The following is a 13,754-nucleotide window of genomic DNA, read 5'->3' on the forward strand; positions in this document are numbered from 1 at the left end:
ATGACGATTCGCCATGCCCATGAAACTGACTTGCCTGCAATTGTAGCAATTTATAATGCTGCAATCCCTAGCCGCATGGCAACTGCTGATTTAGAACCTGTGTCTGTAGAGAGTCGTCTTGCTTGGTTTAGGGGGCGCTCGCCTGTAAAATACCCTCTATGGATTATTGAAGTAGATGGGGTAATTGGTGGTTGGTTGAGTTTTCAAGCCTTTTATGGACGGCCGGCTTACCATTCAACGGCTGAAATCAGTATTTATATTTCTCCGGCTTTCCATCGTTGTGGTTTGGGAAAGCAACTTTTACGCAATGCAGTCAGGGAAAGTCCGAGTTTGGGTATTAAAACTTTAATTGGCTTTATTTTTGCCCATAATCAACCTAGTTTAAAGTTGTTTACAGGGTTTGGGTTTCAACAATGGGGACATTTACCAAAAATTGCCGAACTTGATGGTGTGGAAGGTGATTTAATGATTATGGGGTTACGGATTGCCCCTGTTGTTTGACCCGGATTTGTCACGATAAATAAAACTTTTGGGACTTAGGCACAAATCACTGGAAAACGAACCACAGAGGCACAGAGTTCACAGAGAACGGATTTTTACAAAATGACGAAAAACCCAGATTTGTGGGGGTTTAGCATTGCTAAACCCTTACCCACAGAATCAAATGATTAAGCCGTGTTTAGTATATCTTGTCAATTGCTGGCAAAATCATTAATTAACGACATCTGAGCATAAGTTACCGTTTGGCTAACTTTTTCGCCATTTTACGAAGACGAATTGATTGGGGTGTTACTTCCACCAATTCGTCGGGTCCGATGTACTCTAATGCCCGTTCTAAACTCATGTCGATTGGCGCTTGCAATTGTACGAGTTCGTCACCACCTGCGGCTCGGTGGTTGGTTAGTTGCTTGGTTTTACAAACGTTTAATTCTAAGTCTTGGGGACGATTATGTTCGCCGATAATCATGCCTCTGTAAACTTTAGTTCCAGGAGTGATAAAGAAAGCTCCTCTATCTTCGGCGTTTTTCATGGCGTAGAAAGTGGTAACACCTTCTTCAAAGGAGATTAAAACGCCTTTGTTCCGAGCTTCAATGTTGCCAGAGAGTTGACGGTAATCGAGGAAACTGTGGTTCATGATCCCTTCTCCACGGGTCATCCGCATGAACTCACCCCGGAAACCAATCAATCCACGGGCAGGTATGATAAATTCTAGTTGAGTGCGATCGCCCCCACCTGGCTGCATATCTTGCATTTCGCCTTTGCGTTGTCCTAGACGTTCAATACAGCTACCAACGGCATCGCCGGGAATGTCTAAAGCTAGGAGTTCGTAAGGTTCGCAAGGTTGACCGTTAACTTCACGATAAATTACTTGGGGTTGGGATACCTGAAACTCAAAACCTTCGCGACGCATGGTTTCGATGAGGATGCCCAGGTGTAATTCTCCCCGACCGGAAACTAGGAATTTATCAGGAGAATCTGTTTCTTCTACCCGTAAGGCGACGTTTGTTTCTAATTCGCGGAACAAGCGATCGCGCACTTGGCGTGATGTTACCAGTTTACCTTCTTGACCTGCAAAGGGTGAATCATTTACCCAAAAGGTCATTTGCAAGGTTGGTTCATCTACCTTAATTAGTGGTAGGGCTTGGGGTTCGTTGGGGTCAGTAATGGTTTCTCCAATGTAGGCATCAGCAAAACCAGCGACGGCTACAATATAACCGGCGGTTGCTTCTTCCATTTCTACCCGCTTCAAGCCTTCAAATCCCATTAATTTGGTAATTTTACCCTTGACAATGCTGCCATTTTCTACTACCAAAGCGGCTTGCTGTCCAGCACGGATAGTCCCGTTGTGAATTCTGCCAATGACAATTCTTCCGAGATATTCAGAATAATCTAGGGTTGTAACTTGCAATTGTAGGGGTTTGTTGGGGTCGCCTACGGGTGCTGGGACATGGCGCAAAATGGCGTTAAATAAGGGCTGCATATCTACCGCTTCTGCTTCCAAGGTTTCCTTAGCGTAACCTGCCATACCGGAGGCAAATAGATAGGGGAAATCACATTGGTCTTCGTCTGCACCTAATTCTAAGAATAGATCCAATACTTTATCAACAGCAACGTGGGGGTCAGCTTGTCCACGGTCGATTTTGTTGATGACGACGATGGGACGCAAACCTTTTTCTAAAGCTTTTTTGAGGACAAAGCGGGTTTGGGGCATGGGTCCTTCATTGGCATCGACAATCAAGAGACATCCATCAACCATGCCGAGGACTCGTTCTACTTCACCGCCAAAGTCAGCGTGTCCAGGGGTATCAACAATATTAATGAGGGTTTCTTTGTAGCGAACGGCTGTGTTTTTGGAAAGAATAGTAATTCCACGTTCCCTTTCCAAGGCGTTGGAGTCCATGACGCAATCCGGAACGTCTTCGCCTTCGCGGAAAATGCCGGATTGTTTGAGGAGTGCATCAACCAGAGTGGTTTTGCCGTGGTCAACGTGGGCGATGATGGCGACGTTACGAATTGGGAGCGTCATAGAGGCTTTTGGGTGAACTTTAGGTTTTTTAGATTAATAGCTAAATGCTTGGCTGTTTTAACAGAACTGGGGATGTTTTACCAATTCTGTAACGAACCTTTAATAATTCTAGCTTAATTGTCACAATTGCGGTGAGTTTTGCAAATGATCTCTAAATTTCTTGTATGAGACTTACAAAGAAGGCAGGGGGCAGGGGGCAGGAGGCAGGGGGCAGGGGGCAGGAGGCAGAGCAATACTTGTCGATTAAGCTAAAAACATTAAATCAGGTAGGTTGGGTTGACGTTAGGAAACCCAACATTTAGGGGCTTTTGTTGGGTTGCGCTGTCGCTTGACAATCAAGACAGTCGCTACAAAAACTAAACCCTGGCGACTAGAAGTCGCGGCTACACAAACAAAACCCACCTCCGTGGGTTTCAAGCCCTTGATTTTTCATTAGTCCGTTTGAAAAGTCCCTCCTGGTGTATCAAATATTTCTAGATCCCCCTAAATCCCCCTTTTTAAGGGGGACTTTGACTCTAGTTCTCCCCTTAGCAAGGGGGTAGAGGGGGGATCTGTAAGCGCCTAAAATCACAACTTAAAATTTTTCAAACAACCTTTAATATCCGCTTACGCAAGTTTCACAGAAAATGTCTTTTGTTGGGTGCGTAAGTCCTAAAATGAATATTTGGCTTGGTGAAGGTTTGCAGGACTCGGAACAATTAGCGGTATGTTAATTTATTTATTTTTATGACTAATCAAAAAAAAGTTTGGATTATTTTGGGTACTCGTCCTGAAGCGATTAAACTGGCATCTGTGATTCAGGTTTTTCAAGGTTCTCCAAAATTAGCATCTTCGGTGATTTTGACGGGACAGCATCGGGAAATGGTGGAACAAGTGATGGAACTGTTTCATCTCAAGGCTGACCGAAATCTGGAGATTATGCAGAAGCAACAATCTTTGAGTGATATTACTTGTCTGGCTTTAAGGGGGTTGGAAGGATTATTTTTAGAAGAGAAGCCTGATTTGGTGATAGTACAGGGGGACACGACAACGGCTTTTGCGGCTGCGTTGGCTGCATTTTACCAAAAAATCCCGGTTGGTCATGTTGAAGCAGGGTTAAGAACTGATGAATTATTTAATCCTTATCCTGAAGAAGCCAATCGACGATTAATTTCTCAAATCACTCAGTTACATTTTGCTCCTACGTCTTTAGCGGTGGCAAATCTGGAAGCTTCTGGTGTGTTGGGAGATGTTCATTTGACTGGTAATACTGTGATTGATGCGTTGTTGAATGTAGCTGCAACCAAGCCTAGTTGTGATATTCCGGGTTTAGACTGGAGTGCCTATCGTACTATTTTAGCCACGGTTCACCGTCGGGAGAATTGGGGAGAACCACTGCAAGCGATCGCTCAGGGGTTTTTACAGATTTTAGATAAGTTCCCAGATACAGCGTTATTGTTACCTTTACACCGGAATCCCACTGTTAGAGAACCTTTACAGCAACTTTTAGGCAATCATCCCCGAATTTTCTTGACAGAACCGTTAGATTATGCTCAATTGGTAGGGGCGATCGCACAATCTTATTTAGTATTAACTGATTCTGGTGGTTTGCAAGAAGAAGCGCCTAGTCTGGGTAAACCGGTGTTAGTGTTACGAGAGACGACGGAAAGACCGGAAGCAGTCACAGCAGGGACAGCCAAACTGGTAGGAACGCAAACAAGTAACATTTTAGCGGAGGCCAGTGAGTTACTAAGTAATCCCCAAGCTTATGCAGCAATGGCTAATGCTATTAATCCCTTTGGTGATGGTCATGCTTCTGAAAGGATTTTAGAAATTGTAGAGAAGTTTTTGGGTGTTTGATCTGTAAAAAAAGATTTTCTAAAACTTTGTAGAGACGTTCCATGGAACGTCTCTACACCCCAAAATAATATGCTAATTCAGCAACACCATTTCATCCTACTACTTAGCCGCAACTGAGGCTGGTAATATTAATTCTGGTTCTGGTGTTGGCGCTTCTTCTTCCGGTGGCAATCCATATATTGACCGATAGAGGTTATTGTACTGCTTGGCAGATTGATACCAGCTAAAATCTTGATTCATGCCGCGTTTTTGTAATTCTCGCCATTGGGGTTTGAAACGGAAACCTTCCCAAGCGCGAATCATGCAGGTGAAAAGGTCTAGGGGTTCATATCGGTCGAAGCAATAACCTGTACCTGCTTCATTAACTGGATCGTGGTGTGATACAGTGTCTACTAATCCACCAGTGCGGCGAACAATGGGGACAGAACCGTAACGCAAAGCCATCATTTGGCTGATACCGCAGGGTTCAAATCGGCTGGGCATTAAAAAGGCATCTGTGCCGGCGTAGATGCGACGAGAAAGGGCATCATTATATAGTAGGTAGGTGGCCATGCGTCCAGGATAGCGTGATGCTAGTTGCCACATTTGGGTTTCGTAATAGCGATCGCCTGTTCCCAACAAAACGAATTGAGCATCTGTATAAGCCATGAAGCGATCTAACATTTGTAACAACAAATCTAGACCTTTTTGCTCCACTAACCTTGTCACCATCCCCATTAAAAAGGCGTTAGAATTAACTTCTAATCCCACTTCTTCTTGCAAGGCGATTTTGTTGGCTTTGCGCTTGTCTAGGGTTTCGGTGGTGAAGCTTTGAGCAATATATTTATCATTGCTAGGATCATAAACTTCCGTATCTATACCGTTGATAATCCCTGATAATTTGCTACTAATGAAAGACAATAATCCTTCTATGGTTTCACCGTAAGTTGGTGTTTTAATTTGCTCGGCATAGGTGGGAGAAACAGTATTTACCCTATCGGCAAATTGTACGGCTGCGGCCATAACGTTGTGTCCTTGCATATACCAGGGACACCAAGTAATTTTCTGTAAATACCAACTCCAGGGTCCCTGATAGGCTAGGTTGTGAATGGTAAACACTGTGGTGATATCTGGATCTTGGTGCATCCATACAGGAATCATGCCAGTGTGCCAGTCGTGACAGTGAATAATTTCTGGTTTCCAGTAGTTCCAGCAAAATTCGGCTGCACCATTAGAAAATAGGGTAAACCGCCAATCTTCATCATCTCCTGAATAAATGCGACGGGGGAGGAAAGCTGGATGTCCAAATAAGTACAGGGGAACATCAGTACCAGGCAGGACGCTTTCGTAAACCGCAAAGTCCTGGAACATGGCATATCCCCGCCAGATGGGTTCTTTGGGAACTTCCATTTTATCTGGTAGAAAGCCATAGTAAGGTAAGAATATCCTTACATCATGCCCCATTTCTCTCAAGACTTTAGGCAATGCACCCACTACATCACCCATTCCTCCAACTTTGGCGACGGGAGCAGCTTCGGCTGCAACAAATAGTATCCGCATGGTAGTTTTTGCTTCCCCGGTTCAGGTTATATTTTTTGATCTTTTGAGGAATTTAGCAGGATCAAGCTCATTGGTGTCAAATTAAGGTAATATCGTTGTCCCACAACCGTTTTACCCCACCCCTTAATCCCCTCCCCTCTTGAGGGGCTACCGTGTACACACAAGTCTTATCAAGATTAAATCGGCGGTTAGAAACCGCAACTACACAGGCAAAACCCACCTCCGTGGGTTAAAAATAAGTAGTTTTTCTTCAGTCCACGCAGGTGGACTTTGTTTGTGTAGCCGTGATTTCTAATCGCCAGGGCTTGTTTTGGGTAATCAGATCACTTGTGTGTACACCGTAGCCTCTTGAGGGGAGGGGAGATTTTGATTTATCAAAAGCGGGGGTGGGGTTCTTCTTGATTGTTGGGGAACTGAATAAGTTTGATTTAACGACATGACAAAAGTTTCATGTTAAGTTGAGACCAATGGGATCAAGCTAAACCCCTATTTTTTCTTCGCTGTTATTCATCTAATCACATTCTGTTTTCAGATTGACTTATGAACCTCGTTGAATCTCGGTAAAAATTTGATTCAATATTTCTGTGGCTCCTTGTTTCCTTAACAGATGGGCTAGTTCTATACCTAGTGCTTCTGCTTCCTTTGCTTCACCAGTCACGCTATCTTGGACTAAGTTTTGACCATCGACGCTGGCAACGATGCCTGTTAGGGTTAATTCGTTACCTGTTATTACTGTGTTTACACCAATGGGGACTTGACAACCACCTTCTAATTGACGCAGGAAAGCTCTTTCAGCTAAACAGCGATCGCGCGTTGCTGGGTGTTCAATGGCTTTGAGAATGGTGATCAGTTCGGTGTCATCGGCACGGCATTCTATCCCTAAAGCACCTTGTCCGACGGCATGGAGGGAGATTTCTTTGGGTATAACTTGATGAACGCGATCGCTCATTCCCAATCTTTCTAAACCTGCTACCGCTAAAATCAAAGCGTCATACTCACCTGCATCTAATTTAGCCATGCGTGTGTTCAAATTTCCCCGCACATCTTTAAAGGTAAAATGGGGGAATTGGTGGCGTAATTGAGCCAAACGACGCAGGGAAGAAGTACCAATCACCGCACCTTCTGGTAGGGTGTCGATTTGCAAACCTTTGTATTTTTCATGCAGCACCAGCGCATCTGCTGGATTTTCTCGTTCGGTAATTGCTGCTAATGCTAACCCTGGTGGTAAGTTAGTCGGTAAATCTTTAAGGGAATGAACAGCAAAATCAATCTCCTGATTGATCATTCCCAGTTCCAATTCTTTGGTAAATAGTCCTTTATCGCCAATTTTGGCTAATGCTACATCCAGGATTATGTCACCTTGGGTAGACATGGTATGGACTTCAAAAGTAATATCAGGAAAGCTTTTCTGGAGTTGCTCTTGTACCCAGTAGGTTTGAACTAAAGCAAGTTGGCTTTTACGTGAACCAATCCGAATCGTGCGCGGTGGACTAGAAACTGAAGTCATAAAAATAATATATCAAACCAGGCGATAAATTCATTCTGATCTAGCCTACCTCAGTGAGTGCCTGATTGGATGACATTGAACAGATTCCCTTTTACTGACATTTATATTTAACATTTATTTACATTTTTTAAAATTTCTTGGTTGCTGGATGTGATATTTGGTTTCACAAATTAAACTTTCCTTTGGTGGTCAGAAAATGCCCGCTCTTCGACTTTCACCATAGCGTTATACAGTTTGTGAACACATAAACCGCTATCTCCTGTACTAATTCTAGACCAAGCTTTTTCGTCTTTTGTTACTACATAGATTGTAACATATCTTCCTATGCCAATGTTTAAATTTGGGTTGATAGTAGTATCCGGGATACAGCCATCTTTACGCAAACAGGCTATAACTTTACTCCAATCAGTTCTTCCGGGAAATTCTGCTATTTCCACATAATACTGATTAATATCATGCCATCGACGGACTTGAACTGTATTTTCTGTTTTTTGAATAATTGCGGTTTGAAAAGAATAACCATAAGCTCCACCTGTAATCACATAAGCAGCTATAGCATTGATAGAAGTTAAATCATCGGTTATGGCACGCAGCATATATTGATGATCAGTTTCTTCTAATTTAGATTTAATTTTTTGCCAATCTTGAGATTTTGTATATTCTTGGGAAATAGCTTCTTTGAGAAGTTGAGTATAATTGTCAACTTCCGATGAAGATTCCCTGATTTGCTTAGATTGATAAGGGAAAGGCAATTTTTTACCTCCTTAATAAAAAGGGAACAGGAAACAGAACGGGTTCATAAATAATTTATGATTACTATACTTAGCATAATTTTCAATATATTTTACAATATTAGCAGAATTTTTTAGATATATTTACCATGATAACAGGCATTAGACATCTGGTGAGAATTAAATGTGGAATATTTAACAACCTTATAGAGACGTTGTTCATGTAGGGATTCTCCTTTCTAGATTCTTTCCCAGATACGTCTATTATCGAATAAATTGATTTAATGCTTGAATTAACAAGTGTACCGTTGTTGAAGGATTATCGCTTTCTGGATTAGAAGGGTTATATTGATTAAGAAGATTTTTAGCGTTTTTAATAGCTGTAGATTGCCGATTTTCTAAATCCTCATAAATTGTATCGCTATTTTTATAATATTTATGTTGAAGTAATTTATCTAATTTATTTATATAATCTTTTCGAGGAAGTCCAGTATTTAAAAATTCAAAATGTAATACATACCATAATTCAAAAGCTTCATTAGAATATGCTACTTTAAATCCTGCCCTTTCAGCGTTAGCAATAGCATTGTTAAAGTCTTGTTTTGGCCAATCATCTCTATCAAATACACACCAAATTTGATCATAATCATCTTCGGTTTTTAATTCTTTCGCTTTTTCTACTAGCTTACTCGGATTATATCCAAATCCCCTCACATCAACTTCCTTGACCGTTGTGGAAACGCGAAAATTTCGGAAGTAATTTGGCTCAGTTTTTTCACCTTCACAAACAATTAAAAATACTTGTCTTAACTCTCTTGTTTCTACTTCTCTATCACTATAGCCACGAGATGGAGTTTTACTTGAACTTTTTTTAGACATTAGGTTCACCGATAATTTTATTTAAGTTACCAATAAAAGGAATAGCGCCATATTTACCTTTAATATAATCACTTTCAAAGGAGGCATCATTGCGTATTTTATATTCAACTAGGGAATATAAATCAGTAGCACCATATTTATTTTTTTCAGTAAACCAAATTTGATCTCGGCGAAATAATTTATTGCTTAGTAAGTTGGTATCATGAGTCATAAATATGAGTTGTGCATTATGTTGATTTGTTTCCTTTGAGTTAAATAATTCAACAATTGCTTTACTGATTAAGGGGTGAAGTCTGGCATCAAATTCATCAAATATTAAAACTTTACCATTTTTAATAGTATCTATTAAAAGTCCAGCGATCGCAACTATTTTTTGAGTTCCTTCAGATTCTTGATCTTCTAAATTAAAAAATTCCATAGAAACATAATTACCTTGATCATCAAACTTTTGATGGGAGGTATTAATTCTTTTGGATTTAAGAAATTCGGGGTTTTTTAAAAGAAATTCCTTGAAGTTATCTGATATTTCTTTTAGCGATAAATTAGGATTGAATACTGTTTCTTTTATACTTAATTCTCTAATACCTAAATCTAATTTTTTTATCAACTGAATAATTTCTTCTTTATTTGAATGATTTTCTGCTAAACAGCTTACTGTATAATCTAAATAATCTGTATCATCTAAACCTGAAACAATCTCTAGTTTTATAGTTAGCCAATTTAGTATTTCCTCAGCCATTTCAACATTAAATTGAGCGGCAACTGAAAGAAAAAGCGCGTTTCGTCGTGTTTTTGGATAAATTCCCTCAGCTTTGAATCTGTTAGATAAATAAGTTAAACTATGATCAATCCGTTCAAAAATGCGCGTTTCTCTGGTTTTAGGAACATAGAATAACCACTCTGAAACTACTTTTTCTTGATTAGCTTCAAATCCATATCTATACTTTTTACCATCTAATAAGAACACAATTTCAAAAAAAGAAGGCTGTGTTTCAGTTTGTGTACTTAACTTAAATGGTTGAACATTTATTTTTTCTGTACTTTGAGTTTCTTTAGAAGAATTAATCATAAACCATTTCATAAAACTTAGTGCTTTGGCTATATTGCTTTTACCACTAGCATTAGCACCATAAATTGCCGCACTTTTAAGTAATTTAAGTTCATCATCAACAGCAAAAACATTATTATCATCAAGTTCCTTTTCTTTGGCTACAATATTAGCGGCTAACATACTAAAAGTAACTTTATCCCTAAATGATCTGTAATTACCAATACTAAACTCTATGAGCATAATCACCTCACACTTTTAAACAGCGTATTTGTGAAATTTTCACAAATATATAATTTAAGCATAGCAGTTATTCATCTGATTATCCAATGTAAATAAGCAGTATTGCGAGTGCCTTCTAATACTGGGCGTATAATTGAGGCTGGTTGAGTAACAATTAATTTTCAATCAAGTATGATTAAATTAGCAATAATGCAGTGTTAATAAATTCTATGGTTTTACTACAAGAATTATCAGAACTGTTACAAGCAGAAGATCCAGAAGAACGACAAATTATCACTGGCGTTAGTTGGGAAAGTTATGAAACTTTACTTAATAATTTAGGTGATAGTTTGCAATATAGAGTTACATATTTAGATGGAATAATAGAATTAGTATCGCCTAGCCGCCGCCACGAAAGTCGAAAAACTGTTACTGGATCTTTGCTCGAAATTTACTTTCTACAAAAACGGATTCGTTACTTTCCCCTTGGTTCTACAACTTTCCGTAAACAAGCAAGAAAAGGAGGAGTAGAACCAGATGAATCTTACTGTCTCGGCACAGAAAAGGAGTTTCCTGATCTAGTAATTGAAGTTGTGGTAACTAGCGGGGGAATTGATAAATTAGAAGTTTATAAAAGATTAGGTGTGACGGAAGTTTGGTTCTTGATCAATGATCTATTTGTAGTTTACCATTTGCGTGGTGAAAGCTATGAAGTAGTTGCAAAAAGTGAATTATTACCAGATTTGGACTTGACAATGTTGGCTCAATATGTTAATTCAGATGATCCTTTAGATGCAACACTCGCCTTTTGTGAAAAAATAAAATAAGTTCAGAGTATACCAACCTATGTTCACTCGTCGCCAGTTTCTAACTTCTTGTGCTGTATCTACATTAGCTTTGGCTAGTGCGTCAAAATCTGCGATCGCTAAAAATTCTGAATCTCTCAAACCTGCAAGACTAAAACCTGGTGATGGTGTAGGGTTAATTAGTCCAGCCAGTGCTGTGTTTTTGCAGGAAGAGGTAGATATTGTAGTGGATGCAGTGCGGGGGTTGGGATTAGTTCCTTATCTTGCGCCTCATTTGCGCGATCGCTATGGTTATTTAGCAGGGAAAGATCAAGATAGGGCTGCTGACGTTACGAATTTCTTCGCTGACCCCAAAATTGCCGCTTTAATACCGATGCGGGGTGGATGGGGATGTAGTCGCATTTTGCCTTACCTAGATTACCAAATTATCCGCAAAAATCCCAAAATTATTGTTGGATTTAGCGATATCACCGCTTTACTTTTGGGAATCTATGCTCAAACTGGTTTAATTACCTTTCATGGACCCAATGGTTTGACATCTTGGAAACCTGAACCAACGGAATTTTTTCGTCGAGTCTTATTTAATGGGGAAAAAGTAACTTTTGAAAATCAGAAAGATAGCGGTGATGCCAATAGATTAATGCAGGTAAAAAACCGGATTCAAACAATTAATCCTGGTAAGGCTAGAGGTAGATTAATCGGTGGTAATTTATCTGTTCTTTCTGGTATTGTTGGTTCTCCCTACGTTCCTAATCTCAAAGGAGCAATTTTATTTCTTGAAGATATAAATGAAAATATTTATCGAATTGATCGGTTAATGACCCATCTTAAATTAGCTGGTGTATTTCAGCAACTAGGAGGATTTATTTTTGGTCAATGTCGTCAATGTTCACCAGATGCAGATTATGGATCTTTAACTTTAGAAGAAGTTGTTTGGGATCACATTCAACCTTTAGGAATACCAGCTTGGTTTGGTGCAGAAATTGGTCATATTGAAAGGATGTTCACTTTACCCATTGGGGCTGAAGTAGAAATTGATGCCAGTTTGGGGAAAATTCAAATGTTAGAAACTGGTGTAAAGTAAAATTAGATTTGGTTTTGCCGTCATAGCGAACAGGTATCTAAGAAACAGCAAAAAGAAATGAAACTTTTAGAAAATCAAGTTGCCATTGTTACAGGAGCATCACGGGGAATTGGTCGAGCGATCGCTCTCCAACTAGCCTCCCAAGGGGCAAAAGTCGTCGTCAATTACGCTAATTCCAGCACAGCCGCAGAGCAAGTAGTAGCAGAAATCACGGCACACGGAGGAGAGGCGATCGCTCTCCAAGCCGACGTATCCCAAGCCGAACAAGTAGACACACTGATCAATACCAGCTTAGAAAAATTTAGCCGCATTGATATTTTAGTGAATAATGCCGGAATTACCCGTGATACCTTACTATTACGCATGAAATTAGAAGACTGGCAAGCAGTCATAGACCTCAATTTAACAGGTGTATTTTTATGCACCAAATCAGTCAGTAAAATCATGCTCAAACAACGTTCAGGGCGAATCATCAACATCGCCTCCGTTGCCGGTCAAATGGGCAACCCCGGACAAGCCAACTACAGCGCTGCCAAAGCCGGAGTAATTGGTTTTACCAAAACCGTCGCCAAAGAACTGGCATCCCGTGGAATCACCGTCAATGCCGTTGCCCCTGGTTTCATCACCACCGACATGACCAGCGACATTAAAGCCGAAGGAATCCTGCAATACATCCCTCTAGGGCGTTTTGGTCAACCGGAAGAAATAGCTGGCATGGTGCGCTTCCTAGCCGCAGATCCTGCCGCAGCCTACATCACCGGACAAGTCTTTAACGTTGATGGTGGCATGGTGATGTAAAGTCAAAAATTTAATTTATTTCTCCGAATCCACACTTTCAAATCTGGCTGAGACTAGGTTGTTCCTTGTTAGGCGCAATTGCTGAGAAACTGATAAAGTTCCTTTTTTTGAACACCTGGAAAAGTAGAACTATTTTCTAATTCCTGATATTGACCATTTTAAAGATCATAGATGTTCAATATTTCACCATTGTACCGCCAAAATTCAGGAACTCCTAAGTCTTAATAAAGAACATTGTTGTTGATATCAGTGTGAGTGATGTCAACTTCTACGACTAAATCTCCTGATTCAGACAAAAAAATCCACAATAATGTCAACAAAAATCCTGTAAATCCATAAAAGCAAATATAGCTTAATAAAAAATGAAGATTCCTTGGATGAAAAACAAAAAGAAGGATTAAAGAAAGTTCAATAAGTTTCACCTAGTTCTGGCAAAAATGCACGCACTAAAAGAAGAATTTCGAGACTTATTTAAATCTACTAAACCTTGGAGTGAAAACATAATAAATTTATTAGATTGGATGCATGATGGACTTTAGTATTTTCCCAAAAGTATAGGAACAATGACTAGATGGTTTGGTGAAGTTGCAGGTTATTTTGAGGACAGAACTACCAGTGGTGCTGTAGAAGGAATTAAAAATAAACTCAAGTTAATCAAAATACTTGGATATGGATTTCGTAACTTTAACAATTTCAGATTACATAGTTTATCAAACTGGCACTTTAGTATTAATTCTCCATCAAATAAAAGCGCCGAAAGACCCCTAAATTTAA

General features: G+C 39.8%; 11 protein-coding genes and 1 pseudogene. 6 read left to right on the plus strand and 6 right to left on the minus strand.

What is annotated here, in order from left to right; all coding sequences use genetic code 11:
* Positions 1-501 (plus strand): GNAT family N-acetyltransferase, encoded by a 501-nt coding sequence (locus VB711_RS12900; protein ID WP_323286500.1) that lies wholly within the window; start codon positions 1-3, stop codon positions 499-501.
* A gap of 235 nt (positions 502-736) precedes the next feature.
* On the opposite strand, the gene typA is transcribed toward VB711_RS12900, so the two are convergent.
* The gene (typA, locus tag VB711_RS12905) at positions 737-2,527 is read right to left on the minus strand and encodes a translational GTPase TypA (protein WP_323286469.1); all 1,791 of its coding nucleotides are present in this window, start codon (positions 2,525-2,527) and stop codon (positions 737-739) included.
* Between the two features lie 726 nt (positions 2,528-3,253).
* Here typA and wecB point away from each other — a divergent pair.
* Positions 3,254-4,366: a non-hydrolyzing UDP-N-acetylglucosamine 2-epimerase gene (wecB, locus tag VB711_RS12910; RefSeq protein WP_323286470.1), complete on the plus strand. Its 1,113-nt coding sequence runs from the start codon at positions 3,254-3,256 to the stop codon at positions 4,364-4,366.
* Between the two features lie 99 nt (positions 4,367-4,465).
* On the opposite strand, the gene glgA is transcribed toward wecB, so the two are convergent.
* From glgA to VB711_RS12935, 5 genes are all read right to left on the minus strand, one after another.
* The gene (gene glgA, locus VB711_RS12915) at positions 4,466-5,905 is read right to left on the minus strand and encodes a glycogen synthase GlgA (RefSeq protein ID WP_323286471.1); all 1,440 of its coding nucleotides are present in this window, start codon (positions 5,903-5,905) and stop codon (positions 4,466-4,468) included.
* Between the two features lie 538 nt (positions 5,906-6,443).
* Entirely contained in the window at positions 6,444-7,412 is a 969-nt protein-coding gene (gene hemC, locus VB711_RS12920; protein ID WP_323286472.1) for a hydroxymethylbilane synthase, read from the minus strand.
* A gap of 170 nt (positions 7,413-7,582) precedes the next feature.
* On the minus strand, positions 7,583-8,164 hold the full coding sequence (locus VB711_RS12925; protein ID WP_323286473.1) for a hypothetical protein: 582 nt from the start codon (positions 8,162-8,164) through the stop codon (positions 7,583-7,585).
* Between the two features lie 243 nt (positions 8,165-8,407).
* On the minus strand, positions 8,408-9,022 hold the full coding sequence (locus VB711_RS12930) for an RloB family protein (protein ID WP_323286474.1): 615 nt from the start codon (positions 9,020-9,022) through the stop codon (positions 8,408-8,410).
* A complete protein-coding gene (locus VB711_RS12935) occupies positions 9,015-10,253 on the minus strand; it encodes an ATP-binding protein (protein ID WP_323286475.1) in 1,239 nt (412 codons plus the stop codon). Before VB711_RS12935 ends, VB711_RS12930 begins: the two co-directional genes overlap by 8 nt.
* A gap of 269 nt (positions 10,254-10,522) precedes the next feature.
* Between VB711_RS12935 and VB711_RS12940 the strand changes: the two genes are divergently transcribed.
* The 4 genes and pseudogenes from VB711_RS12940 to VB711_RS12955 form a co-directional block, all read left to right on the plus strand.
* Positions 10,523-11,119 (plus strand): Uma2 family endonuclease, encoded by a 597-nt coding sequence (locus tag VB711_RS12940; RefSeq protein ID WP_323286501.1) that lies wholly within the window; start codon positions 10,523-10,525, stop codon positions 11,117-11,119.
* A 19-nt stretch (positions 11,120-11,138) separates the two neighbouring features.
* Positions 11,139-12,182 (plus strand): LD-carboxypeptidase, encoded by a 1,044-nt coding sequence (locus VB711_RS12945; protein WP_323286476.1) that lies wholly within the window; start codon positions 11,139-11,141, stop codon positions 12,180-12,182.
* A gap of 57 nt (positions 12,183-12,239) precedes the next feature.
* A complete protein-coding gene (fabG, locus tag VB711_RS12950; RefSeq protein ID WP_323286477.1) occupies positions 12,240-12,980 on the plus strand; it encodes a 3-oxoacyl-[acyl-carrier-protein] reductase in 741 nt (246 codons plus the stop codon).
* Positions 12,981-13,326: 346 nt separating this feature from the next.
* Positions 13,327-13,720, plus strand: a pseudogene (locus tag VB711_RS12955) (ISL3 family transposase); the annotation flags it as partial.
* Between the last annotated feature and the right edge of the window lie 34 nt (positions 13,721-13,754).

Source organism: Cronbergia sp. UHCC 0137 (genome assembly GCF_034932285.1).
Taxonomy (GTDB): domain Bacteria; phylum Cyanobacteriota; class Cyanobacteriia; order Cyanobacteriales; family Nostocaceae; genus Cronbergia.

Excerpts from the sequence above, each read along its gene's own strand:
- VB711_RS12900 (WP_323286500.1), top strand. The coding sequence starts at position 1 with ATGACGATTCGCCATGCCCATGAAACTGACTTGCCTGCAATTGTAGCA.
- typA (WP_323286469.1), bottom strand. The coding sequence starts at position 2,527 with ATGACGCTCCCAATTCGTAACGTCGCCATCATCGCCCACGTTGACCAC.
- wecB (WP_323286470.1), top strand. The coding sequence starts at position 3,254 with ATGACTAATCAAAAAAAAGTTTGGATTATTTTGGGTACTCGTCCTGAA.
- glgA (WP_323286471.1), bottom strand. The coding sequence starts at position 5,905 with ATGCGGATACTATTTGTTGCAGCCGAAGCTGCTCCCGTCGCCAAAGTT.
- hemC (WP_323286472.1), bottom strand. The coding sequence starts at position 7,412 with ATGACTTCAGTTTCTAGTCCACCGCGCACGATTCGGATTGGTTCACGT.
- VB711_RS12930 (WP_323286474.1), bottom strand. The coding sequence starts at position 9,022 with ATGTCTAAAAAAAGTTCAAGTAAAACTCCATCTCGTGGCTATAGTGAT.
- VB711_RS12935 (WP_323286475.1), bottom strand. The coding sequence starts at position 10,253 with ATGTTAGCCGCTAATATTGTAGCCAAAGAAAAGGAACTTGATGATAAT.
- VB711_RS12940 (WP_323286501.1), top strand. The coding sequence starts at position 10,523 with ATGGTTTTACTACAAGAATTATCAGAACTGTTACAAGCAGAAGATCCA.
- VB711_RS12945 (WP_323286476.1), top strand. The coding sequence starts at position 11,139 with ATGTTCACTCGTCGCCAGTTTCTAACTTCTTGTGCTGTATCTACATTA.
- fabG (WP_323286477.1), top strand. The coding sequence starts at position 12,240 with ATGAAACTTTTAGAAAATCAAGTTGCCATTGTTACAGGAGCATCACGG.